The sequence below is a fragment of the Streptomyces griseomycini genome (assembly GCF_014203535.1).
Lineage (GTDB): Bacteria > Actinomycetota > Actinomycetes > Streptomycetales > Streptomycetaceae > Streptomyces > Streptomyces griseomycini.
Window position 1 is genome coordinate 23,626 of the sequence record NZ_JACHJI010000020.1, and the last position, 24,618, is coordinate 48,243.

The 24,618-nt window shown below is 73.0% G+C and carries 16 protein-coding genes and 2 pseudogenes; 3 read left to right on the forward strand and 15 right to left on the reverse strand.

The genetic code is table 11. The features are described from left to right. Window positions 1–24 precede the first annotated feature (24 nt). Both FHS37_RS34420 and FHS37_RS34425 read right to left on the reverse strand, forming a co-directional pair. The gene (locus FHS37_RS34420; protein WP_184828533.1) at window positions 25–3,090 is read right to left on the reverse strand and encodes a putative bifunctional diguanylate cyclase/phosphodiesterase; all 3,066 of its coding nucleotides are present in this window, start codon (window positions 3,088–3,090) and stop codon (window positions 25–27) included. Window positions 3,091–3,507: 417 nt separating this feature from the next. Beyond that, window positions 3,508–4,458 carry a 2-hydroxyacid dehydrogenase gene (locus FHS37_RS34425; RefSeq protein WP_184828535.1) on the reverse strand — a complete coding sequence of 317 codons (951 nt, stop codon included), beginning with the start codon at window positions 4,456–4,458 and terminating at the stop codon, window positions 3,508–3,510. A 76-nt stretch (window positions 4,459–4,534) separates the two neighbouring features. Between FHS37_RS34425 and FHS37_RS34430 the strand changes: the two genes are divergently transcribed. Both FHS37_RS34430 and FHS37_RS34435 read left to right on the forward strand, forming a co-directional pair. Next, entirely contained in the window at window positions 4,535–5,533 is a 999-nt protein-coding gene (locus FHS37_RS34430; RefSeq protein WP_184828537.1) for an aldo/keto reductase, read from the forward strand. A 103-nt stretch (window positions 5,534–5,636) separates the two neighbouring features. Then, complete coding sequence (locus tag FHS37_RS34435) at window positions 5,637–6,785, forward strand: PQQ-dependent sugar dehydrogenase (RefSeq protein WP_184828539.1); 1,149 nt, start codon at window positions 5,637–5,639, stop codon at window positions 6,783–6,785. 16 nt (window positions 6,786–6,801) lie between these two features. Here the strand turns inward: FHS37_RS34435 and FHS37_RS34440 are convergent, their stop codons facing one another. From FHS37_RS34440 to FHS37_RS34470, 7 genes and pseudogenes are all read right to left on the reverse strand, one after another. Then, window positions 6,802–6,990 carry a DUF6191 domain-containing protein gene (locus FHS37_RS34440; protein WP_184828541.1) on the reverse strand — a complete coding sequence of 63 codons (189 nt, stop codon included), beginning with the start codon at window positions 6,988–6,990 and terminating at the stop codon, window positions 6,802–6,804. Window positions 6,991–7,027: 37 nt separating this feature from the next. Then, the gene (locus tag FHS37_RS34445) at window positions 7,028–10,093 is read right to left on the reverse strand and encodes a helix-turn-helix transcriptional regulator (RefSeq protein WP_184828543.1); all 3,066 of its coding nucleotides are present in this window, start codon (window positions 10,091–10,093) and stop codon (window positions 7,028–7,030) included. 179 nt (window positions 10,094–10,272) lie between these two features. Beyond that, window positions 10,273–10,458: a hypothetical protein gene (locus FHS37_RS34450; RefSeq protein ID WP_184828545.1), complete on the reverse strand. Its 186-nt coding sequence runs from the start codon at window positions 10,456–10,458 to the stop codon at window positions 10,273–10,275. Window positions 10,459–10,641: 183 nt separating this feature from the next. Then, window positions 10,642–11,217: pseudogene (locus tag FHS37_RS34455) on the reverse strand (hypothetical protein); the annotation flags it as partial. Window positions 11,218–11,292: 75 nt separating this feature from the next. Further along, the gene (locus FHS37_RS34460) at window positions 11,293–11,862 is read right to left on the reverse strand and encodes a GNAT family N-acetyltransferase (RefSeq protein ID WP_184828547.1); all 570 of its coding nucleotides are present in this window, start codon (window positions 11,860–11,862) and stop codon (window positions 11,293–11,295) included. Next, on the reverse strand, window positions 11,840–14,086 hold the full coding sequence (locus FHS37_RS34465; protein WP_184828549.1) for an MMPL family transporter: 2,247 nt from the start codon (window positions 14,084–14,086) through the stop codon (window positions 11,840–11,842). The genes FHS37_RS34460 and FHS37_RS34465 overlap by 23 nt, the downstream gene beginning before the upstream one ends. Before the next feature lie 248 nt (window positions 14,087–14,334). After that, a pseudogene (locus tag FHS37_RS34470) lies at window positions 14,335–14,702 on the reverse strand (hypothetical protein). A gap of 188 nt (window positions 14,703–14,890) precedes the next feature. On the opposite strand from FHS37_RS34470, the gene FHS37_RS34475 reads away from it, so the two are divergent. Then, a complete protein-coding gene (locus tag FHS37_RS34475) occupies window positions 14,891–15,694 on the forward strand; it encodes an SAM-dependent methyltransferase (protein ID WP_184828551.1) in 804 nt (267 codons plus the stop codon). 84 nt (window positions 15,695–15,778) lie between these two features. Here FHS37_RS34475 and gatB read toward each other — a convergent pair whose 3' ends face one another. The 6 genes from gatB to ligA all read right to left on the reverse strand — a co-directional run bounded on the left by gatB (window position 15,779) and on the right by ligA (window position 24,612). Then, entirely contained in the window at window positions 15,779–17,293 is a 1,515-nt protein-coding gene (gatB, locus tag FHS37_RS34480) for an Asp-tRNA(Asn)/Glu-tRNA(Gln) amidotransferase subunit GatB (RefSeq protein WP_184828553.1), read from the reverse strand. 15 nt (window positions 17,294–17,308) lie between these two features. After that, complete coding sequence (locus tag FHS37_RS34485; RefSeq protein ID WP_184828555.1) at window positions 17,309–17,548, reverse strand: hypothetical protein; 240 nt, start codon at window positions 17,546–17,548, stop codon at window positions 17,309–17,311. Further along, window positions 17,545–19,038: an Asp-tRNA(Asn)/Glu-tRNA(Gln) amidotransferase subunit GatA gene (gene gatA, locus FHS37_RS34490; protein WP_184828557.1), complete on the reverse strand. Its 1,494-nt coding sequence runs from the start codon at window positions 19,036–19,038 to the stop codon at window positions 17,545–17,547. Before gatA ends, FHS37_RS34485 begins: the two co-directional genes overlap by 4 nt. Window positions 19,039–19,044: 6 nt before the next feature. Then, window positions 19,045–19,341 carry an Asp-tRNA(Asn)/Glu-tRNA(Gln) amidotransferase subunit GatC gene (gatC, locus tag FHS37_RS34495; protein ID WP_031117542.1) on the reverse strand — a complete coding sequence of 99 codons (297 nt, stop codon included), beginning with the start codon at window positions 19,339–19,341 and terminating at the stop codon, window positions 19,045–19,047. A 560-nt stretch (window positions 19,342–19,901) separates the two neighbouring features. Beyond that, window positions 19,902–22,157, reverse strand: a complete 2,256-nt coding sequence (locus FHS37_RS34500; RefSeq protein ID WP_184828559.1) for a putative bifunctional diguanylate cyclase/phosphodiesterase — start codon at window positions 22,155–22,157, stop codon at window positions 19,902–19,904. Window positions 22,158–22,416: 259 nt separating this feature from the next. Then, on the reverse strand, window positions 22,417–24,612 hold the full coding sequence (gene ligA, locus FHS37_RS34505) for an NAD-dependent DNA ligase LigA (protein ID WP_184828561.1): 2,196 nt from the start codon (window positions 24,610–24,612) through the stop codon (window positions 22,417–22,419). Window positions 24,613–24,618: the final 6 nt, after the last annotated feature.

The window sequence follows — 24,618 nt, forward strand, 5'->3', positions numbered from 1 at the left end:
CCTCCCCCCGGCACGCACCCACTGTCAAGTGGGTGGGACGGGAGTCTCATTATGTGAGCGAAGGGTCGTACCGCCCCTGAGGACAGCGGTCACTCCCGTGGAGTACACCCCGGAGCCCCCGCCGGCGAACACGGGTTCGGTCGGCCCGTGCGGCACCGGGTACCGCCCCGTGCCCAGCGCCCGGCGCAGCCGGTACTCGTCCAGCGGCCCGGAGAAGGCCAGACCCTGGCCGTGCGTACAGCCCATCGCGCGCAGGGCCACGACCTGCTCGGGCAGGTCCACTCCGTCCGCCACGGACTGCAGCCCGAGGTCGGAGGCGATGCGCAGCAGCCCGCTGGTGATCTTGTGCAGCCGGGCGGACTCCACCACGCCGTCGACCAGACCGCGGTCGAGTTTCAGCACGTCGACGGGGAGCCGTCTGAGGGCCGTGATCGCCGCGTAGCCGCTGCCGAAGCCGTCGAGGGCGATCCGGACGCCGACCCGCCTGAGCGCCGCCAGGCGGCGCTCCAGCTCGTCCAGGCCGACCCGGGGGTCGGTGTCGGCCAGCTCGATGACCAGGGAACCGGACGGCAGCCCGTGCCGGGTGAGCAGGGCCTCGATCGAGCCGAGCGGCAGCGACCGGTCCAGCAGCCGGCGCGCGCCGAGCCGTACGGCCACGGGCACCGCCAGCCCGGTCGCGTGCCGTTCGGCGGCCTGCTCGACCGCCTCCTCCAGCACCCACCGGCCCAGCTCGGCGGTCTTCTCGCTGTCCTCGGCCGCCCGCAGGAACTCCGCGGGGGAGAAGAGCGCCCCCTGGGAGGAGCGCCAGCGCGCCTGTGCGCAGACCGACGTGATCCGGCCGTCCTCCAGACACACCACCGGCTGGTGCAGCAGCGAGAACTCGCCGTCGTGCAACGCCGCGCGCAGCCGTGTGGCCAGCTCCGCCCTGCGGACGACGTCCTGCTGCATCTGCGGCCGGTACAGCTCCACGCGGCCCTTGCCGGCGGCCTTGGCCCGGTACATGGCGAGGTCGGCGTTGCGCAGCAGCTCGCCCGCGCCGAGGCCGGGTTCGGCGAAGGCGACGCCGATGGAGGCGTTGACGCGGACATCGTTGCCGTCGATGAGGTAGGGCTGGGACAGGGTCACCCTGAGGCGGTCGGCGAGTTCCAGGATGTGGCGCTCCCGGGCGTCCCGGTCGCGGACGCCGTCTCCGACGATCAGGGCCGCGAACTCGTCGCCGCCCAGCCGGGAGGCGGTGTCGCCCTTGCGGACCGCCTCCTGGAGTCTGCGGGCGGCCTGGACGAGCAGTTCGTCCCCGGCCTGGTGGCCGATCGTGTCGTTGACGCCCTTGAAGCCGTCGAGGTCGATGAAGAGCACGGCCGTGCCCCTCAGGGCGGCCCCGCGGTCCAGGGCGCGGCGGCCGGACAGCGCCTGCTGGACGCGCCGGGTGAACAGGGCGCGGTTGGGCAGGTCGGTGAGCGGGTCGTGCTCCGCGTTGTGCTGGAGCTGCGCCTGCAGCCGCACCCTTTCGGTGACGTCGCGGCTGTTGAAGATGAGGCCGCCGTGGTGCCGGTTGACGGTCGACTCGACGTTGAGCCAGCCTCCCCCGCTCTCGGCTTCTCCCCCACCCCCGGCTCCGCGCGGGCGGGGGGACCCCCATGAGCGGGAGGTGCCCCCACCGCCGGAACGGAAACGGCACTCGATGCGCGTGGTGGGTTCCTCGACCGGGTCGGCGGCGAGGAAACGGCGTACCTCGTGCACCACGCGGCCCAGGTCCTCCGGATGGATGAGGTCGGCCAGTTCCGTCCCCACCAGTTCCTCCGCGGGGCGGCCGTACACCCCGGCGGCGGCCGGGGAGACGTAGCGGAGGATGCCGCTGGGCGCCGCGATCATGATGACGTCGCTGGACCCCTGCACCAGGGAGCGGAAGTGGTTCTCCTTCTGCGCCAGTTCCTGGGTGAGGGTGATGTTGTCGAGCAGCATGATGCCCTGGCGCACGACGAGCGCGAGCACCACCGTGCCCCCGGTGAGCAGGACGACGCGGTCGACGCTGCGGCCGTTGAGGACGTTGTAGAGGATCCCCAGGGTGCACACGGCCGCGGCGAGGTACGGCGTGAGGGCGGCGAGGGAGCCGGCGATGGGGCGGGTGGCCGGGTACCGGCTGTGCTCGCCGCCGGGCGCGGGCGGGTGGTCGTGGACCGGGCCGCCGCGCCGCCCGGGCAGGTGCCCGCGGACCACGCGCGTGCGTCCCTCGTCCTCGGGCCGGCCGTCGCGGGGCGCGGTCCAGGGGGCGTACGCCAGGAGCAGCGAACCGGCGAACCAGCCCGCGTCCAGCAGTTGCCCGGAGCGGTAGCTGCTGTGCACCAGCGGCGAGGTGAACAGGGCGTCGCACATGACGGTCAGCGCCAGCGCGCCGATCGCGGTGTTGACCGCGGAGCGGTTCACCGCCGAACGCCGGAAGTGCAGCGCCAGCACCATGCTGACCAGGGCGATGTCGAGCAGCGGGTAGGCCAGCGACAGCGCGGTGTGCGCGACGTCCGGGCCCTCGGCCCGCGCGGCCTGGGCGAGCGCGAGGCTCCACGCCAGGGTGAGCAGGGAGCCGCCGATCAGCCAGGCGTCCAGGGCGAGACAGACCCAGCCGGCCTTGGTCACGGGCCGTTTGGCGAGCACCAGCAGGCCCACGATGGCGGGCGGCGCGAAGCACAGGAAGAACAGGTCGGCGTAGCTGGGAGTGGGCACAGGGAGCCCGAGGACCACCTCGTACCACCCCCAGACCAGGTTGCCCAGGGACGCCATGGCCGAGGAGAGGCCGAACAGCAGCCAGGCGGGGCGGAACCGGACGCGCGGGCTGCGGGCGTAGACGAAACAGGACACGGCGGCGGCCGCTGCCGCGGCGCTCAGACCGAAGTCGCCCATGATGAGGGCGAGTCGTTCCGAACCCCAGCCGAACGCGGCGCCGACGGCGTAGGACGCGCAGGCGAGGGCCAGGACGAGCTGCGCGAGCGGACCGGGCCGGCGGACGGCGGACGGCGCACAGGGCAGCAGCGCCCCCTGAGCGGACTGCGGCAGCGCCGCCTCGTCGAGCGTGGACGTGGGGGTGGGCGCGCTCACCGGTACCTCCCGGTTTGCGCCACGCCCGGGTCCCTGGTCCCCTGCTGCGCCGGGTGTGCATGCCTCCTGTGGCCGGCGTGCCCGTGGTGGTGGTCGGGGGCGGGGCGGCCGTGGCGGCCGCCGTGTCGGATGTGATGGCCGCCGTGATGACCGCGGCTGCGCGTGGCCGTGCACCACGGTCGCCGCCGACGGCTCCGCCGCGTCGGATCGCTCGCCCATAGGCCGTGCATCGCCCGTCGCCCCCCTTTGTCCATCCGCAAGTCCGTCCCCGGCGCCGTCGGTCAGCGGCGCAGCCCCTGTCGGGACGATACACCAGTCTCGTCACTCAGGGACATAGGTCCTCTACTCTGCGTAACGATCAGTTGACGTACGAGTACCCACCGCGCCCGGGTGGTCGCAGGCGGTACTCGAAGCGGACTACGAGGATTCCGCTCCCGTCACCAGGATCACGTTGCCGAGCTCCTCCTGGTTCAGGAAACGGCGCAACTGGTCCACCAGCAACCGCTTGGCGCGCGGCAGGAAGGCGGAGGTGGGTCCGCCGACGTGCGGGGTGATGAGGACGCCCGGCGCCCGCCACAGGGGGTGCCCCGCCGGCAGCGGCTCGGGATCGGTCACGTCGAGGGCCGCGGTGATGCGACCGCTCTCCACCTCGGTGAGCAGGGCTTTGGTGTCGACGACGGCCCCGCGGGCCACGTTCACGAGCAGGGCGCCGTCCTTCATGCGGGCCAGGAAACCCGCGTCCACGAGATGGCGGGTGGCCTCGGTCAGCGGGGTGGAGAGGACGACGACGTCCGCCTCCGGAAGCAAGGAGGGCAGTTCGGTGAGCGGGTGCACCGGGCCGCGCGCCGTGGTGCGCTCAGAGCGCGCGACGCGCGCCACCCGCGCGAGCTCGAACGGAACGAGCCGGTCCTCGATGGCCGCTCCGATCGAGCCGTACCCCACGATGAGCACGTTCTTGTCGGCGAGCGCCGGCCGGAACCCGCCGCGCCACTCCCCCTTGTCCTGGGCCCGCACGAAATCGGGGATGCCGCGCAGGGAGGCGAGGATCAGCGCGAGCGTGAGCTCGGCGGTGCTGGCCTCGTGCACTCCGCGCGCGTTGCACAGCCGTACCCCGGGAGGCAGGTGCTTCAGGCCCGGCTCCACGTGGTCGGTGCCGGCCGACAGGGTCTGCACGACCCGCACGGAGCGCATCAGCGGCATCGGCCGCACGCCGACCCCGCCGGGCTTCATGTAGGGCACGACGTAGAAGACGCAGTCGGCCGGGTCGGCGGGGAAATCCTCACCGCCGTCCCAGAAACGGTAGTCCGGTCCTTCGGGGAGGCCCTCGATCTGGTCCGGCGGGACGGGGAGCCACACGTCAGCAGTCATGCTCCGGAGGCTAGTTCAGGAGTCCGCGACCGCAGAGGTTAGGTTGGGGGGCCGGGAGAGGGAGGGTCACGACCAGGTGGAGCGCAGGACGATCGGCGCGGCGGCGCTCGCGGTGGGGGCCGTCGGACTCGGGTGCATGCCGATGAGCTGGGCCTACAGCACGTCCCGGCAGCGCGGCGAGGAGTCGCTCAGGGCGGTGCACCGGGCGCTGGATCTGGGCTCGACGCTGCTCGACACCGCCGACATGTACGGCCCGTTCACCAACGAACTGCTGCTCGGACGGGTGTTGAAGGAACGGCGCTCCGACGCCTTCGTGTCCACGAAGGTCGGCCTGCTGGTGGGCGACCAGCACATCGTGGCCAACGGCCGCCCCGGGTACGTGAGGAGGGCCTGCGACGCGTCGCTGCGCCGGCTCCAGACCGACGTCATCGACCTGTACCAGTTGCACCGCGCCGACCCGGAGGTCCCGATCGAGGAGACCTGGGGGGCGATGGCGGACCTCGTACGGGCCGGGAAGGTGAGGGCGTTGGGACTGTGCGCGGTCGGGGCGCGCTCGGCCCGGCGGCCGGGGGCGCGGCTGCACGACGCGACGGTCCGGCAGCTGGAGCGGGTGCAGCAGGTCTTCCCGGTGAGCGCGGTGGAGGCCGAGCTGTCGGTGTGGTCGCCGGAGGCGCTGGAGACGCTGCTGCCGTGGTGCGAGACGCGGGGCGTCGGCTTCCTGGCCGCGATGCCGCTGGGCAACGGCTTCCTGACCGGGACGCTGACGCCCGGCATGGGCTTCGAGCCGGACGACCTGCGCGCCCGCCACCCCCGCTTCACGGCCGAGATGATGGCCGCGAACCAGCCGATCGTGGTCGGTCTGCGCCGCGTCGCCCGCCGGCACGGCGAGCACGTCACCCCGGCCCAGGTGGCCCTGGCCTGGGTGCTGACCCGGGGCCGCCACGTGGTCCCGGTCCCGGGCGCCAAGCGGGAGCGGTGGGTCGCCGAGAACGCGGCGGCGGCCCGGCTGCGCCTGACGGAGCGGGACCTCGCGGAGATCGCGGAGCTGCCCGCGGCGCAGGGGTCGTGGGACTGAGCCGCGGTTGGAGTCCCCGTGATCGGGAACCTGGGAGGCGCGAGCGGTGTATGACAGGTAGGACCCGCCGCGTCGAAGGGACGAGATCGTGCAACGTCGAGCCGTGACGGCCGTACTGGCCGCCGCCGCGCTCCTGCTCACCGCCGGCTGCTCCTCCGACGACGGAGGAGCAGCGCGCGGAAACGGCAGCGCCTCCCCGAGCGACACGCCGGCGAAGTCGTCCCCGTCGGAGCGGACCGCCGAGGAGACACCCCCCGCCGAGGGCTCGGTGAAGGTGGTGCGCACGGTCGCCACGGGACTGAGCACCCCCTGGGGCCTGGCGCCCCTGGCCGACGGCGACCTGCTGGTGTCCTCCCGGGACGAGGCGACGATCACGCGGGTCGACGGGAGGACCGGCGAGAAGACGGAGCTGGGCGAGGTACCGGGGGTGTCCCCGTCCGGCGAGGGCGGCCTCCTCGGCATCGCGCTCTCCCCCGAGTACGCCTCGGACCACATGATCTACGCCTACTTCACCTCGGCCTCCGACAACCGCATCGTCCGGATGCTGTACGACGAGCAGAAGCCTCCCGGCGAGCAGCTGGGCGCGCCCGACACGATCCTCCGGGGCATCCCCAAGGGCGTGGTCCACAACGGCGGCCGGATCGCCTTCGGCCCGGACAGGATGCTGTACGTGGGCACGGGCGAGAGCGGTGACACGGGCCTGTCCCAGGACAAGGACTCCCTGGGCGGCAAGATCCTGCGGCTGACCCCGGAGGGCGAGCCCGCTCCGGGCAACCCGTTCCCCGACTCCCCGGTGTACTCGTACGGCCACCGCAATGTGCAGGGCCTGGCCTGGGACCGTGAGCAGCGGCTGTTCGCCTCGGAGTTCGGCCAGAACACCTGGGACGAGCTGAACGCGATCAAGCCGGGTGACAACTACGGTTGGCCCGAGGCGGAGGGCAGGTCCGACGAGGGCGGCTTCCACAACCCGATCGACCAGTGGAGCACGGACGAGGCCTCTCCCAGCGGCATCGCCCACGCCGAGGGCTCGATCTGGATGGCGGGCCTGCTCGGTGAGCGTCTGTGGCGCATACCGCTGAAGGACACCGCGGCCTCGGCGGAACCGCAGGCCTTCCTGAAGGGCGAGTACGGCCGGCTGCGCACGGTGGTCCCGGCGGGCGGCGACAGGCTGTGGCTGGTCACCAGCAACACGGACGGCCGCGGCGAGCCGAAGGACGGCGACGACCGGATCCTGGAGCTGCAGGTGAGCTGAGCCGGGCCGCGGGGCCTCAGTCCCCGGCGGTCTCCTCCTCGTCCGGCGCCGGCTGGCGTACGACCACCTTCCCGGAGGCGAGGTCTATCGGCCCGCGTCCGGGGTCGGCGTCGCCGACGTCCTCGCGGGTCAGCTCCAGCCGGTTCTGTTCGTCCCGGGTGTGCTTGCGGCCGGGAGCGAACAGTTCCTCGAAAGCGTTGAACATCGCTCCCCTTTCCAGGGCCGCGTGGGTGACACAGCCATTATCCCGCCGCCTGCCTGCTCCCGGCCTCCGCCGGGAACAGGCCCAGCCGATGGGCCACCGCCGCCGCCTCCCCGCGGCCGGAGACGCCCAGCTTGGCGAGGATGTTGGAGACGTGGACGCTGGCCGTCTTCGGCGAGATGAACAGTTCCTCGGCGATACGGCGGTTGGTGTGACCGGCGGCCACCAGACGCAGGACGTCGCGCTCCCGGCCGGTGAGACCGAGGGCGTCGGCCGGATCGACGGGAACGGCCGGGGCCGGCACCCGGGTGGCCGGGCTCAGGACGAGGCGGGCGCGCTGGGCCAGCAGGACGGCGGAGCGGGCCAGCGGAGCGGCGCCGAGGTGATCGGCGACCGCCCTGGACAACCGGAGCAGCTCCGTGGCCCGGGCCCGCTCGTCCTCGTCGGCGCCGGAGGCGAGCAGTGCCTCGGCGAGCCGGAAGCGGACACGTGCGAGGTCGTAGGGGCGTTCCAGGGGTTCCAGGGCGGTGACCGCCGCGCTCCACTCCTCCGGTGTGGGCACGCCCTCGGCACGCAGCAGCTCGGCACGCAGCCAGACGTCGTACGCCTGCCACACGGGCACGCCGGTCGCCAGGGTCTTGGCGGCCCTGCGGAGGCGTTCGAGGATGCGCGGACGGTCGGGTTCGGTGACGGGGTCGCCGAAGGCGTCGGCCTCGGCGGTCGCGGCGGCGAGCAGCAGGGGCCAGCCGTAGCGCTGGGTGCCGGGCGGGAGACCGGTGTCGAGGGCGGCGAGCAGTCGGGCCCGGGCGTCGGGGAGCCGGCCCTCGGCCGCGGCGATGCCGATGGCGACCCGGGTCATCGGCAGGGAGTACTGCGGCATGGGGTCGTGCGTGCCGGAGAACGTGTGGGCGGCGGCGAGATGGCGGGCCGCCTCGGTCAGGTTCCCCCGGTCGTAGGCGAGATGCGCCAGGCGCACCGAGCCTCCGGCGCGCGGCTTGGCGCTCTGCTCGAGGCGCTGCGCGTTGGCCGCCGCCTCGGCCGCCTCGTCCCAGTGTCCGAGGGAGTGGAGCGATTCGGCGAGGTTGCCCCACACCCAGCCCTCCGCGTCCGGCAGGCCGAGCTTGCGGGTGACCTCGATGCCCTCGCGGAGCAGGCCGACCGCCTCCTGGGAGCGGCCGACGCCTTCGAGGACCGAGGGGAGGTTCACGTAGCTGCGGCTCACCACCGTGTCCACGCCCAGTTCGACGGCCCGGTCCCTGACCTCGTGCATCTCGGCGAGGCCGGTCTCGATGTCACCGGCGTCGACCAAGAGGCCGCCGAGGGTGAGGCGGGCGTTGAGCTCGATGTCGTGGGCGCCGACCATGCGCGCGTACTCGACGGCGCGTTCGGCGGCGGCCATGGCCTCCGGGCCCGGCCGGTGCAGCATCGACCAGCTGGCGGCGGAGGCGAGCACCTCGGCGTGCACCTCCGAGGGCGGCAGGCCGCGCACCAGGTCCTGCGCGATGCCGAGTTCCGCCCAGCCGTCACCGCGGGCGAGGGCCTGGGTCAGCCGGGAGCGCTGCTCCCAGAACCAGGCGGCGCGCAGCGGGTCGGGGTCCTCGTCCAGGAGGCGCAGCGCCCGCTTGGTGATCTTCATGGCGCGTTCTCGTTCCCCGCAGAGCCGTCCGGCGACGGCGGCCTCGGCCATCAGGTCGAGGTAGCGCAGGGGGGCCGTCTCGGGGTCGCAGCCGCAGGGGGGATAGGCCTCCGTGTAGTCGGCGGGACGCAGAGTGGCGCGGACGCTGTCCTGGACGGAGTCCCACAGCTCCATCGCCCGCTCCAGCAGCCTCAGTTGCTCGGAGTAGGCATGTCGGCGGCGGGCCTCGGCGGAGGCGTCGAGGACGGCCGGCAGCGCCTTGGCGGCGTCGTGGGCGTGGTACCAGTAGCTGGCCAGGCGGGTCACGCGCTCCTCGGCGGGCACCAGGGTCGGGTCGGCCTCCAGTGCCTCGGCGTAACGGCGGTTGAGGCGGGAGCGTTCGCCGGGCAGCAGGTCGTCGCTGACGGCCTCGCGGACCAGGGAGTGGCGGAAGCGGTAGCCGTCGCGGTCGGGCGCGGGGTTGAGGATGCTGGCGTTGACGCCGGCGCGCAGGGCCTCGATGAGGTCGTCCTCGGTGAGCCGGGCGACGGCGGCCAGCAGCCGGTACTCGACGGTGGAGCCGCCCTCGGCGACGAGCCGCGCGACCTGCTGGGCGCTCTCCGGCAGGCCTTCGACCCGGACCAGGAGCAGATCGCGCAGCGAGTCGGTGAGGCCGGTGCAGCACCCCTCGTGGGCGGCGACGGCGAGTTCCTCGACGAAGAAGGCGTTGCCGTCGGAGCGCTCGAAGATCTCGTCGACGCGGTCGGGTTCGGGTTCCCGGGCGAGGATGCCGGCGATCTGCCGGCCGACCTCGTCGCGGGTGAAGCGGTCGAGTTCGATGCGCCGGATCGTGCGCAGCCGGTCGAGTTCGGCGAGGAACGGGCGCAGGGGGTGGCGGCGGTGGATGTCGTCGGAGCGGTAGGTGGCGAGGACGACGAGGCGGCCGGTGCGCAGGGTGCGGAAGAGGTAGGCGAGCAGGTGGCGGGTGGAGGCGTCGGCCCAGTGCAGGTCCTCCAGGACGAGGACGACGGTGTGTTCGGCGGCGACGCGTTCCAGCAGGCGGGCGGTGAGTTCGAAGAGGCGGGCCGTGCCCTGCTCGTCCCGGCGGGCCTCGCGGGCGGCCGCGGTGCCGAGCTCGGGCAGCAGGCGGGCGAGTTCCTCCTCCTGCCCGGCGGCAGCGGCGGCGAGTTGCCCGGGCAGTTCGCGGCGCAGTTGGCGCAGGGCGGTGGAGAAGGGGGCGAAGGGCAGCCCGTCGGCACCGATCTCGACGCAGCCGCCGAGCGCGACGACCGCGCCCCGGCGGCGGGCCGCCGCGGCGAACTCCTCGAGGAGGCGGGTCTTGCCGACGCCGGCCTCACCGCCGATCAGCAGCGCCTGCGGTTCGCCCGCACCGTCGGCGGCCCGGGCGAGCGCGTCGTTCAGCGTGTCGAGTTCCGTGGTGCGGCCGACGAACACGGGACTGACGGACTTGGTCTCCACGGTCCCGAGCATCCCACGGGGCTCCGGCGGCCGGGCACCGGTTTTCACGGGGACGGGCGCCGTCGGGTGGGGTGCGCGGGTGGCGGGTGCCGGGGCGCCGGTGTCCCGGGGACGGCGGTCCGTTCCCGTGCGGTCGACGCCCCGGGGACGGCGGACGGGGCCGGTTCCGCCGCCGTCCCCGGCGTCCGGGCTCATGCGGCCCGGATGAACCGGTCGCGGCGGTGGCGGCGGGTATGGCTCTCGGGTCCGGCACCCCCTGCGGCGGCTTCGCGGCGGGCGGCGCGGCGGAGGCGGACCGCCTCACGGGCCTGCCGCTCCTGCTCGGCCCGGCGGACGAGGTCGTCGTGGCGGAACTGCTGGAGCTGGTGCTCGAACATGGCGGGTCTCCCTGGAGGAGTCGGTGTCGGACATCGCTTTCCGCGATGCCTCCACCTTCGTCCGTCGGGTGGTCCGGCCACATCGGGAGAGTTCCGCATCTTCGGCGGCCCGGAGGGCCTTAGACGTGCGTGAGGGGTCTCGGGCGGTGCCGTAAGCACCTCACCGGATGCCCTAAGGCCCCCTCAGCCCGTGGCGGGCAGGCCCAGGAGCACGTCGGTGTACGTGAGGACGGCCGGCAGCAGCCCGATCACGCCGGGCGAGACGCCCGCCCGGGCGACCGGCTTGATCCAGGGCGTCCGCGGCCGGCCCGGGGCGCCGAACGCGGGCCGGGCGAGCACCGCCACACCGACGATCAGCGCGGTCAGCGCGAACAGGCCGCCCCACAGCGCGGTGGTGTGCCGGGCATCGCCGTACACCTCCTTGACCTGCGTCGCGACGCCCGCGTCGGCGGCCGTCTCCAGCTGGCCGACGAGGGTCTCCGCGCGCGGCGGCCACCGTGCCCGGCCAGCCGCCGGTGAGCGAGACGAGGCCGAGCGCGGCGGAGACGACCGCGCCGACACCCTGACCGGCTCCGGGGGCGCTCTCCTTCTCGGCTCCGGGCTCCGGCACCGAATCCGGCCCGGCCTCGGTCTCCTCGTCGGTCGCCGTCCCCTCGGGGCCCCGGGGGCGTCCGGCGCCTCCTTGCCGCGCTCGGGGCCGACGGCCCCGGTCTCGTTCTCGGCCGCGGTCTCGTCCTCTGTCCTGGTTCCCGTGTCCCGCGCCGTACGGACACCGTCCGAGAGACCGCTCGACGGTTTCGACGGTCGCCCCTGACGGTCGTCGCGGGCGGTCGGTCACCCGCCGTCGGCGGCGGCCCGCGCCGCACGCCACTCGGGGGCCAGGACGGACCACACCTCCAGGTCGTGTCGCACACCGTGGTGGAGGTGGGCCGCGCGCCGCACCCCGTCCCGGGTCATGCCGAGCCTGCGGGCGACGTCGATGCTCGGCCGGTTGCCGGCGGCGGCGACCCATTCGACCCGGTGGATGCCGCGCTGCTCGACCGCCCAGTCGATGAGCACCCGCATCGCGCGCGTGACGAGCCCGCGTCCGGTGGCGGCGGGCTCCAGCCAGCAGCCGACCTCGCAGGTGCCGTTCCCGGCGTCGAAGTTCAGGGTGAGCACCCCGCCCACCAGCGTGCCGTCCAGCCACAGTCCGTGCAGCGAGGCCGTGTCGGCCGCGCGCCGGTCGGCGTAGCGCTGGAGCACCTCGCGGGCTCCGGTCAGGTCCGTGGCCTTGGAGCCGAAGGGGACGTACTGGTTGATGAACTCCCGGCCCCGGTCCAGGTGGGCGAGGAACTCCTCGGCGTGCCAGGGCTCCAGGGGGCGCAGTTCGGCTCCGTCGTCACCCAGTCGTATCGCGTACATCCCGCTGCCGCTCCTCCTTCGCGAGCACGTCCGCCACCTCGGCGTCCGTGGCGGCGGCCAGCCTCTCATGGGCGGCGCGGGCCTCGGGCGGCTCGATGCTGATCCGGGGCAGGATCCGGTCCAGCGAGCGCGGCAGCCACCAGTTGGCGCCGCCGAGCAGGTGCATCAGGGCGGGAACGAGCAGGGTGCGCAGCACGAAGGCGTCGAGGGCGACGGCCGCGGCGAGCGCGATGCCGAACATGGCGATCACGCGGTCGCCGCTGAGCACGAAGGCCAGGAAGACCGAGATCATGATCACGGCCGCGGAGTTGATCACCCGACTGGTCTCCGCGAGGCCGACGCGGACGGCGCGCCGGTTGTCGCCGGTCTCCAGCCACTCCTCGTACATCCGGCTCACCAGGAAGACCTGGTAGTCCATGGAGAGCCCGAAGAGGACCGAGACCATGATCACGGGCAGGAAGGGTTCGATGGGACCCGCCCGGCCGAGACCGAGCAGTTCGCTGCCCCAGCCCCACTGGAAGATCGCCACGACGACGCCGAAGGCGGCGGCGACGGCGGCCACGTTCATCGCGGCGGCCTTCAGCGGGATGCCGATGGACCGGAAGGCGAGCAGGAGCAGCAGACAGCCCAGGCCGATCACGACGCCGACGAAGAGGGGCAGCTTGGCGACGATGACGTCGGCGAAGTCGTCGTAGCCGGCCGTCACACCCCCGACCTGCACGTCGAGCGAGGTGCCCGCCTCGGCCCGGGGCAGCACGTCGGCGCGCAGCCGGTCGACCAGGTCGCTGGTCCGCTCGGACTGCGGGGACGACTCCGGTACGACGGTGAGGTACGCGGTGTCGCCGCCCGCACCGTAGGCCACCGGGGAGACCGACGCGACGCCTTCGGTCTCGCGCAGGGTGGTGTCGAGGTTGCCCAGGGCGAGCCGGTCCGCGGCGCCGTCGACCTCGGTGACGAGGGTGAGGGGACCGTTCACGCCGGGGCCGAAGCCCTCGGCGAGGAGGTCGTAGGCCTGGCGGGTGGTGGAGGTCTCCGGGTTGTTGCCCTGGTCGGAGGTGCCCAGGTGGAGGGAGAGGGTGGGCAGCGCGAGGACGGCCATGACGACCACCGCGATCGCACCGAGCAGCTTGGGGTGGTGCTCCACGAACGCCGACCAGCGGGCGGCGAACCCGGTCGGCAGCTCCGGCTCGGGTCCGTACTCGTCCAGTCGGCGCCGCTCGCGGCGGCTGAGCGCGCGCACGCCGATGAACGACAGCAGGGCGGGCAGCAGGGTGACGGAGGCGGCGACGGTCAGCACCACGGTGAGCGAGGCGGCGACGGCGACGCCGTTGAGGAAGTTCAGCCGGAGGATCAGCATGCCCAGCAGGGCGATGCAAACGGTGGCACCCGCGAACACGACCGCGCGTCCGGTGGTGGCGACGGCGTGGGTGGCGGCCTCGGTGACGGTGAGGCCGCGCTTCAGTCCGCGCCGGTGCCGGGTGACGATGAACAGCGCGTAGTCGATGCCGACGCCGAGCCCGACCAGCATGCCGAGCATGGGCGCGAAGTCGGCGACGGTCATGGCGTGCCCGAGCAGCACGATCCCGGCGTAGGCGGTGCCGACGCCGACCAGGGCGGTGGCGATGGGCAGCAGCGAGGCGGCGAGCGAGCCGAAGGCGAGGAAGAGGACGACGGCGGCGACCAGTACGCCGACGGCCTCGGCGAGGTGCCCGCCGGGGGACTCGGTGAGCCCGACGGCGCTGCCGCTCAGCTCGACCCGGAGCCCGTCGGTCTCGGCGGCCTCGGCGGCCTTCACGACGGCCGCGACCTCACCGGTGTCGATGTCCTCGGCCTGGTCGGCGAAGGTGACGGTGGCGTAGGCGGTACGGCCATCCCCGCTGATCCGGCCGGCCCCGTGATCGTCGTACGGACCGGTCACGGCGGTGACCCCGGGCAGGTCCTCGATCCGGTCCAGGGTGCGGGTCATCGCCTGCTCGACGTCGGCGTCCCGGACGGTGCCGGACGCGGTGTGCCACACCACGGTGCCGCTGTCGCCGCCGAGGCCGGGGAAGCCCTCGCGCAGCAGCTCGGTGGCCCGTCCGGACTCGGTGCCGGGGACCTCGTAGTCGTTCGAGTAGGCGGACCCGGCGGCGACGGCACCGGCCGCGGCCCCGCCGAGGGCGAGGAGCCAGAGGAGGACCGTGATGAGACGGCGTTGGACACACCAGCGTGCGAGGGCTGCCACGAACGTGCTCCCGGAGTGACTGCGTGTGGATCTTTGATCGGGAACAGTCGAGCATGGACCGTACGACCCGCAAAGAACGCATGAGCAATGCACTGCCACTCTTGCAGGCAAGAGTGATCGTTTGCCTGATTCGTGGGCTTATTCACAGTGACGACAGGCACATCGCACGACGGTCGCGTCAGCCCTCTCGCCGGATGTGGCGTCCCTCACCCGGGCCGGGCGCCGCGCCGGGAGCTCCTCGGGGTCGTTCAGTCGAACTGGTCCCCCAGTGCCATGACCATGAGCCCCGCGACCAGCAGCCACAGCGCCCTGCGGGTGCGCCCCCGGGAGCCCAGGAGCGCGGCGAGGGCGCAGGCGGCGGCCCCGCAGGCGTAGGCGGCGGGGACGAGGACCGGCGCGGGACCGGTGAGGCGGAGCAGCGCCGCGGCCGCGCCCGCCAGGGCCAGCACGGCCCCGGCGCCGGCCGCGGCGCTGCTCCGCCTCACCGGGCCCGTCGCGCGTCCCCCTCGGCGTCGTCGGCCTCCCCGGTGTCCTCCGGGTCCTCCGGGCCCTCCAGACCCTCCGGGTCCTCGGCGTGAGTGTCCGGGGGCGTGTCGGAATCAGCACGTCCACTCATGGCGCGGGAGCGTAGCGCTTCGGGATCGGAAATCCGGGTGCGGGGGCGCTGGGCCGCCTGCTAGCGTCCGTCGGTCCGACGTTCCGCGGCAGCCCGCCGCCCGGCCGAAGCAGGTGCTTTGATGACGGTCCGACCGAGCTCCGACGCACCCCTGTACCCCTTCACGGACCCAAGGAGCCCGTTCACCGATGTCGGACATCACTCCGAACACCCCGCACGACGACCTCGCTAGCCGCCTGTCCCTGCCCCACTACCCGCGCAGCAGCGCCTACGACGCCCGCTGGACCGTCGAGAACCAGATGGGCCCGCACGCGCTGTGGCTGCTGGAGTGGCTGGCGCCGGCGCTCGGACTCGACGCCCTGCGCCCCGGCGCACGCGTGCTCGACCTGGGCTGCGGACGTGCCATGACGTCGATCTTCCTGGCCAGGGAGTACGACGTCCAGGTCACCGCCGCCGACCTGTGGATCAAGCCCGACGAGAACGCGCGCCGCATCGCCGGGGCGGGCGTCGCCGACCGGGTGCTGCCGGTCCTCGCCGAGGCGCACGACCTGCCCTTCGGGGAGGAGAGCTTCGACGCGATCGTCTCCGTCGACGCGTACCAGTACTTCGGCACCGACGACCTGTACCTGCCGACGCTGACCCGGCTGCTGAAGCCCGGCGGGCGGATCGGTGTCGTCGTCCCGGCGCTGCGCGAGGAGATCGAGGGCAGCGAGCCGCCGGAGCACCTGAAGCCCTTCTGGGACCCCGCCTTCTGGTGCTTCCACACCCCCGGCTGGTGGCGCCGCCACTGGACCCGCAGCGGGGCGGTGGAGGTCGAGGAGGCCGACTGGCTGCCGGACGGCTGGCGGGAGTGGCTGCTGTGGTGCGACGTCGTCGCCGAGGAGAGCACGGACGACTTCCACGTGCGGATGAGCCGGGAGAGCGCGCGGATGCTGCGCGTGGACGAGGGCCGCACGCTCGGCTTCGCACGCGTGGTGGGGCGTCGCTCGTGACCGGGTGAGAAGAGCCCGACCGGATGGGAGGAGGGGGACGCATCGAGTCCGATGCGTCCCCCTCCTCGCGGTTCCGTACGGGGGTCAGCCCTCGGCGACACCCAGCTTCTGGAGGATCAGCTCCTTCACCCGGGCCGCGTCCGCCTGGCCGCGCGTGGCCTTCATGACCGCGCCGACCAGCGCACCGGCCGCGGCCACCTTGCCGCCGCGGATCTTGTCCGCGACGGCCGGGTTGCCGGCGATGGCCTCGTCCACGGCCGCGGTGAGCGCGCCCTCGTCGGAGACGACCTTCAGACCGCGCTTCTCCACGACCTCGTCCGGGGTGCCCTCGCCCGCGAGGACGCCCTCGATGACCTGGCGGGCCAGCTTGTCGTTCAGGTCGCCGGAGGCCACCAGCGCGGTCACCCGGGCCACCTGCTCCGGAGTGATCGCCAGCTCGTCCAGGGCCTTGCCCGACTCGTTGGCGCTGCGGGCCAGCTCGCCCATCCACCACTTGCGGGCGGAGGCCGCGTCGGCACCGGCGTCGATCGTGGCGACGATCAGGTCCAGCGCACCGGCGTTGAGGATCGCCTGCATGTCGGTGCCGGAGACGCCCCACTCCTCGCGGAGCCGGTTGCGGCGCACCAGCGGCAGTTCGGGCAGCGCGGCCCGCAGCTCCTCGACCCACTCGCGGGACGGGGCGACCGGGACCAGGTCGGGCTCCGGGAAGTACCGGTAGTCCTCGGCCTCCTCCTTCACGCGGCCCGAGGTCGTCGACCCGGTGTCCTCGTGGAAGTGCCGGGTCTCCTGCACCACCGTGCCGCCGCCGCTGAGCACGGCCGCGTGCCGCTGGATCTCGAAGCGGGCGGCGCGCTCCACGGAACGCAGCGAGTTCACGTTCTTGGTCTCGGAGCGGGTGCCGAACTTGTCGGCGCCCTTCGGCATCAGCGACAGGTTCACGTCGCAGCGCATCTGGCCCATCTCCATGCGGGCCTCGGACACGCCGAGGGCGCGGATGAGCTCGCGCAGCTCGCGGACGTACGCCCGCGCGACCTCGGGGGCGCGCTCGCCGGCGCCGACGATCGGCTTGGTGACGATCTCGATGAGCGGGATGCCGGCGCGGTTGTAGTCCAGCAGGGAGTGGGACGCGCCGTGGATACGGCCGGTGGCGCCGCCGACGTGCGTCGACTTGCCGGTGTCCTCCTCCATGTGGGCGCGCTCGATCTCCACGCGGAAGGTCTCGCCGTCCTCCAGCTGCACGTCGAGGTAGCCGTTGAAGGCGATCGGCTCGTCGTACTGGGAGGTCTGGAAGTTCTTCGGCATGTCCGGATAGAAGTAGTTCTTCCGGGCGAAGCGGCACCACTCGGCGATCTCGCAGTTCAGCGCGAGACCGATCTTGATCGCCGACTCGACGCCGGTCGCGTTGACGACCGGGAGCGCGCCGGGCAGGCCGAGGCAGACCGGGCAGGTCTGGGTGTTCGGGTCGGCGCCGAGCGTGGTCGAGCAGCCGCAGAACATCTTGGTCCTGGTGCCGAGTTCGACATGGACCTCGAGGCCCATGACGGGGTCGTACGACGCGAGTGCTTCCTCGTACGACACCAGGTCGGTCGTGGTGGTCACGGTGAAACTTCCCTCTCAGCCCAGCAGGACGTCGTCGTCGCCCAGCCGCTTCAGCTCGCGGTAGAGAATGGCGAGGTTGGTGACGACCGCGGCGCCGGTCACCACGGCGTCGAGCAGCCGCAGCGTGTCGTTCTCGCCACGGGCCTTCTTGATCTGCTTGTAGACACCGACGGCGCCGAACGCCGACGTGGCCATCGAGATGTACAGGCCGGAACGGGACTTCTTGAAGCCCTTGGCCTTGGTCAGTGCACTCACAGCGACGGAGCCTCCTCGAGCAGCGGGTGGCCCCACTTTTCCACGAAGGCGGCCTCGACGGCGGCACCCACCTTGTAGAGGCGGTCGTCCTTCATGACCGGGGCGATGATCTGCAGTCCGACCGGCAGGTTGTCCTCGGGCGCGAGGCCGCAGGGCAGCGACATGGCGGCGTTTCCGGCCAGGTTGGTCGGGATGGTGCACAGGTCGGCGAGGTACATCGCCATCGGGTCGTCGGCGCGCTCGCCGATCGGGAAGGCGGTGGTCGGGGTCGTCGGGGAGACGATCACGTCGACCTGCTCGAAGGCCTTGTCGAAGTCCTGCTTGATGAGCGTGCGGACCTTCTGCGCGCTGCCGTAGTACGCGTCGTAGTAACCGGAGCTGAGCGCGTAGGTGCCGAGCATGATGCGGCGCTTGACCTCGTCGCCGAAGCCGGCCTCGCGGGTCAGCGAGGTGACCTCCTCGGCGGAGTGCGTGCCGTCGTCGCCGGCCCGCAGGCCGTAGCGCAGGCCGTCGAAGCGGGCGAGGTTGGAGGAGCACTCGGAGGGGGCGATCAGGTAGTACGCCGACAGCGCGAGGTCGAAGGACGGGCAGTCCAGCTCGACGATCTCGGCGCCGAGCTCCTTGAGCAGCTCGACGGACTCGTCGAAGCGCTGGACGACGCCGGCCTGGTAGCCCTCGCCGCGGAACTGCTTGACGACGCCGACGCGCATGCCCGCGACGCTGCCGTTGCGGGCGGCCTCGACGACCGGCGGGACCGGCTCGTCGATGGAGGTGGAGTCGAGCGGGTCGTGACCGGCGATCACCTCGTGCAGCAGGGCCGCGTCCAGGACCGTGCGGGCGCAGGGGCCGCCCTGGTCGAGGGAGGAGGAGAACGCCACCATGCCGTAACGGGACACCGCGCCGTACGTCGGCTTCACGCCGACGGTGCCGGTGACGGCGGCCGGCTGGCGGATGGAGCCACCGGTGTCGGTGCCGATGGCGAGCGGGGCCTGGAAGGAGGCGAGCGCGGCGGAGGAACCGCCGCCGGAGCCGCCGGGGATCCTGGTCAGGTCCCACGGGTTGCCGGTCGGACCGTAGGCGCTGTTCTCGGTGGAGGACCCCATGGCGAACTCGTCCATGTTGGTCTTGCCGAGGATGACGACGTCGGCGGCCTTGAGGCGCTTGGTGAGCGTCGCGTCGTACGGCGGGATCCAGCCCTCGAGGATCTTCGAACCGACGGTGGTCGGGACGCCCTCGGTGGTGAAGATGTCCTTGAGCGCGAGGGGGACGCCGGCCAGCGGGCCGAGCTTCTCGCCGCGCTCACGCTTGGCGTCGACGGCGCGGGCCTGGGCGAGGGCGCCCTCGCGGTCGACGTGCAGGAAGGCGTGCACCTTCTCGTCGACGGCCTCGATGCGGGCCAGGTGCGCCTCGGTGACCTCGACGGCCGTGAGCTCGCCGGAGGCGATCTTCTCGGCGGTCTCGGCGGCCGTGAGCTTGATGATGTCGGTCATGACTGCTTAGTCCTCCCCCAGGATCTGCGGCACCTTGAAACGCTGCTGCTCCTGGGCCGGGGCGCCGGAGAGCGCCTGCTCGGGGGTGAGCGAGGGACGGACCTCGTCCGGGCGCATGACGTTCGTCAGCGGGAGCGGATGCGAGGTCGGCGGTACGTCTTGGTCGGCGACCTCGCTGACGCGGGCCACCGCGCCGATGATGTCGTCCAGCTGGCCTGCGAAGTGGTCGAGCTCTTCGGGCTTCAGCTCCAGACGCGCCAGCCGGGCGAGGTGGGCGACCTCCTCGCGCGTGATGCCAGGCATGCAGCGATCCTCTGGGGTGAGTGTGTGGTTTGGCCGGAGGCTGACGTCACACTCCCGCCGTCCGCCCGGAGGGCGGGTCCCGCGGCGAGCGTGCGTGCCGGGCGTCGCGGGACAGGCGGGAATGTGATGCCAGCCTCCCATCCTATGGGGCGGGAGGCCGTGCCCGTGAAACGGTTTGCCCGGGGTCGCGCGGGAGGGTCCGCCGACGGCCTGCCGACCGCCCTGCCTCGGCCCGCCGGAAGGGCTGCCGCCGACCTGCCGGGAGCTGCCAGGGGCCTGCCACCGGCCCGCCGAGACCCGCCAAAGGACTGCCAGGACCCGCCGAGGGCCGCCACCGGCCCGCCGGGAGGCTGCCGGGGCTGCCGGGGGCACCGCGGTGGCGCATCGCGGGTTCCGAGGTTTCGGGCCGCCTCCTGCGGCAGCCGCCCGGTCGGCGGAGCGTACGGGGCCGGCCGCGCCGGCAAGGCCTCTTCCCGCGGGCCGCGCACACCGCGGTCCCCCGGGGACTCCGTCCACCGAAGCGGCGGGCTTCGCGGTGTCCGCACCGCGGGGCGGAGGCGTCAGCCGACCCGTCCCGTGTCGTCCCCCGCGGCGGCGGGCAGCGCCGCCGCGGGGCGCTGCCAGCCGCGGGAGCCGCGGGCGAGGAGCCAGGCCGTGGTCTCGTCGGGCGGCATCGCGGCCGCGACCAGCCAGCCCTGGACCGCGTCGCAACCGAGGTCGCGCAGGCGCTCCCAGGTCTCGTCGTCCTCGACGCCCTCGGCGACGACGAGCAGCCCGAGCGAGTGGGCGAGGTCGACGGTGCAGCGCACGATCTCGGCGTCCTCGGTGTCGACGGCCAGCCGGGCCACGAAGGAGCGGTCGATCTTCAGCTCGCTGACCGGCAGCCGCCGCAGGTGCACCAGGGAGGAGTAGCCGGTGCCGAAGTCGTCCAGGGACATCTTCACGCCGTGCCCGGTCAGGGCGTTCAGGGTGTCGGCGGCGCGCTGCGGGTCCTCCAGGAGGACGTGCTCGGTGATCTCCAGTTGGAGGGCTCCCGCCGGGACGCCGTGCCGGGCCAGCCGGGCCGCGACGGAGCCGGCGAAGCCTGGGGTGTGGACGTCGCGCGGGGAGACGTTGACCGCGACCGGCACGAACAGGCCCTGCGCACGCCACTCGGCGACCTGTCCGAGCGCGGTCTCCAGCACGTACTCGGTGAGGTGCGGCATCAGTCCCGAGGACTCGGCGATCGCTATGAACTCGTCCGGCGGCACCTTGCCCCGCTCCGGGTGCACCCAGCGGACCAGGGCCTCCAGGCCCGCGACCTGGCCGTCGAAGCGGACCTTGGGCTGGTAGTGGAGCTGGACCTCGCGGGCGTCCAGGGCCCGGCGCAGGTCGCCCAGCAGGGCGAGCCGGTCGGGGGTGTTGGAGTCGCGCTTGGACTCGTAGACCTCGACGCCCGTGCGGTCCCGCTTGGCCTGGTACATCGCCACGTCCGCCCGCCGCAGCAGTCCTTCCGCGTCGACCGCGTGGTCGGGGAAGACGGCGACGCCCGCGCTCGCCTCCAGGACCAGGGTGAGTCCGTCCAGGTCGAGCGGGGAGCTGAGGGCCGTGACCAGGCTGCGGGCGATGCGGGTCGCGGACGTCGTGGAGTCGGCGACGGGCAGTAAGACGGCGAACTCGTCACCGCCCAGCCGCGCGGCCTCCGCCCCGCGCGGCAGGGCCGCCCTCAGCCGGTCGGCGATCTGGAGCAGCAACCGGTCGCCGGCGAGATGGCCGAGGGTGTCGTTGACCGACCGGAAGCGGTCGAGGTCGATCAGCATCAGGGCGGCGCGGGCGTCGATGCGCTCGGCGTCGTCGAGCGCGGTCCAGATGCGCTCCAGCAGCCACTGCCGGTTGGGCAGCCCGGTCAGCGGGTCGCGCAGCTGCTCCTCCGCCCGGGCGCGGGCTATCCACAGGGTGGAGTCGAGGGCGATCAGCGGAATGGAGAACAGCGGCAGCAGCACCGGCTTGGCGACCGCGACCACGCACACCAGGGGCGCTATGCCGAGCAGGGCGACCGCGACCAGGCCCTGTCTGACCAGTGCGGTGCGGGCGACCGTGGGGAGCCCGGTGCGCGGGGAGTGCAGGTACCAGAGCAGGGAACGGGTCACCGCGAGGTACGCGGCGGCGACCAGCACCACGCCGGGGGCGGTGTAGGGCGTCCAGGTGTCCGGGGTGGCCGGGGACTCGACGGACGGTACGCAGCCGAAGGCGGCCAGTACCAGGGCGCCGGCCCCGATGCCGAGCAGGTCCACCGAGCCGTGCAGGACGCCCTGCCGCCAGCGGCCCCTGCGTGCCACGCCGACCAGCACCACGACGGTGAGGCTGACCATGCCGGCCGGCACCCAGCCGTACAGCAGCAGCACGGCGAGGGTGAGGGCGGCGCCCGAGCCGGTGCCGCCCCACCAGCGGGAGCGGCCCAGCATCACCAGGTGGCCGACGATGATCCCGGTCAGCACGGCCAGGGACCAGCCGACGGTTCCGGAGGGGAAGAGCGCGTGGCCGCCGGTGAACGCCCGCAGGAAGCCGGCGCCCAGCACGAAGCCGGCCGCCGCGACGACCGCCGTGGGCAACGCGGGCCAGGACGGGTGCCGTTCCGTGTCCGCCTCGGACAGCGCGGGGCCGTGCCCGACGGCCGGCCGCCCGGCGCCGGCCGCGTCCGCGGAGCCCGCTGCGGTGCGCTCCCGCGCGCCCGGCCGCCCCGCGGGCCGCCCGTCCCCACCGCCGCGCCGCCATACGACCGCCATGCGGCGCAGACGCAGCCGTGAGCCCGGGGCGGCGCTCTCGGTCGGTTCCATTCCCGTCCCTCTCACAGCCGGCGGTGCCCACGCCACGCGGCCCGATGCCTGACAACCCTCAGCGGCTCCGCGGTGGAAAGCCCTTCCCCGAACCCTTCACGAGTGCGGAGTTGCCCCGACCGCAACTGGGCACGGCAGGCGCACATCTCAACAGTAGGCCGCAGAAGGCTTCCACGGGCACCGGTCGCCGACGGTTGCCCGAATGCGCCCCGGTCACCCGTATGCATCTGGTATGCGCCGATCGGACGGGCTTCAACCGCTACTCCTCGGCCGAAAGGGCGACCTCCGCCGCGGCCTCCGGCCCTTGCCCCAGAAGGACGTTGAAGCCTTCCTCGTTCAGGACCGGCACCTTGAGCTGCATCGCTTTGTCATACTTCGACCCGGGGTTGTCCCCCACGACGACGAAGGACGTCTTCTTCGAAACCGAACCGGTCACCTTCGCTCCCCGACTCTGCAGCGCCTCCTTCGCGCCATCCCGGGTGAAGTGCTCCAGGGTGCCGGTCACGACGACGGTGAGCCCTTCCAGCGGACGCGGGCCCTCGTCCTCTCCGGCCCCCTCGTCCTCCATACGGACACCGGTCGCCTTCCACTTGCGGATGATCTCGCGGTGCCAGTCCTCGGCGAACCACTGCTTGAGGGAGGCGGCGATGGTCGGGCCGACGCCCTCGGTGCCGGCCAACTCCTCCTCGGTGGCCTGTTCGATGCGGTCGATCGAGCGGAACTCGCGGGCCAGCGCCTCCGCGGCGACGGGGCCGACGTGGCGGATCGACAGGCTGGTGAGGACACGGGCGAGCGGCCGCTCCTTGGCCGCCGCGATGTTCTCCAGCATGGCGAGCGCGTTCTTCCTCGGTTTGCCCTCCTGGTTGGCGAAGACGGTGGCGATCTTCTCCTCGCCGGTCTTCGGGTCGCGCTTGGGCAGACCGCTGTCCTGGTCCAGCACGTACGCCTTGATGGGCAGCAGTCGGTCGACGGTGAGGTCGAACAGGTCGCCCTCGTCCTTCAGCGGCGGTTCCGCGGGCTCCAGCGGCTTGGTGAGGGCGGCGGCGGCGACATAGCCGAAGTGCTCGATGTCCAGCGCCTTGCGGCCGGCGAGGTAGAACAGGCGCTCCCGCAACTGGGCGGGGCAGGTGCGGGCGTTCGGGCAGCGCAGGTCGACGTCGCCCTCCTTCATCGGCCTGAGCGGCGTGCCGCACTCCGGGCACTCGGCCGGCATCACGAACTCCCGCTCGCTGCCGTCCCGCAGGTCGGCGACCGGTCCGAGGATCTCCGGGATCACGTCACCGGCCTTGCGCAGCACCACCGTGTCGCCGATGAGGACGCCCTTGGCCTTGACCACGTCCTGGTTGTGCAGCGTGGCGAACTCGACCTCGGAGCCGGCCACCGTGACCGGCTCGACCTGGGCGTACGGCGTGACCCTGCCCGTACGGCCCACGCCCACGCGGATGTTGACCAGCTTGGTGTTGACCTCCTCGGGGGCGTACTTGTACGCGATGGCCCAGCGCGGGGCGCGCGCCGTGGAACCGAGCCGTCCCTGGAGGCGGATCTCGTCGAGCTTGACGACGGCACCGTCGATCTCGTGCTCCACGGAGTGGCGGTGCTCGCCGTAGTGCGCGATGAACTCGCGTACGCCGGCGAGGCCGTCGACCACCCTGTTGTGCTCGGAGGTCGGCAGACCCCAGGTCTTGAGGAGGCCGTACGCCTCGGAGAGGCGGGTCACGCCGTCGAAGCCCTCCAGGGCGCCGATGCCGTGGACCACCATGTGCAGCGGGCGGGTGGCGGTGACGCGCGGGTCCTTCTGGCGCAGTGAACCGGCCGCCGCGTTGCGGGGGTTGGCGAAGGGCTTGTCCCCGGCCTCCACCAGGCGGCGGTTGAGCTCCTCGAACTTCTCCATCGGGAAGTAGACCTCGCCGCGGATCTCCACGAGGTCGGGCACCTCGTCGCCCCTCAGGCGGTCCGGGACCTCGGCGATGGTGCGGACGTTGGGCGTGATGTCCTCGCCGGTGCGGCCGTCGCCGCGGGTCGCCGCACGGACGAGCCGGCCGCGCTCGTAGGTGAGGTTGACGGCGAGGCCGTCGACCTTCAGCTCGCACAGGAAGTGGTACTTCTGCGTGCCCAGTTCCCGCTGGACGCGCTCCGCCCAGGCGGCGAGGTCGTCGTCGTTGAAGGTGTTGTCGAGGGAGAGCATGCGCGAGCGGTGCTCGACGGAGGTGAACTCCGTCTCGTACGACCCGGCGACCTTCTGGGTCGGCGAGTCCGGGGTGCGCAGCTCCGGGTACTCCTCCTCCAGCGCTTCGAGCGAGCGCAGCAGCTCGTCGAACTCCGCGTCGCTGATGACGGGGGCGTCGTTCACGTAGTACCGGAAGCGGTGCTCCTCGATCTGCTCAGCGAGCTGTGCGTGCTTCTCCCGTGCCTCGGCGGGCACGCTCGTCGTCTCCGCCTGCTGGTCGCCGGCCACCGTGTG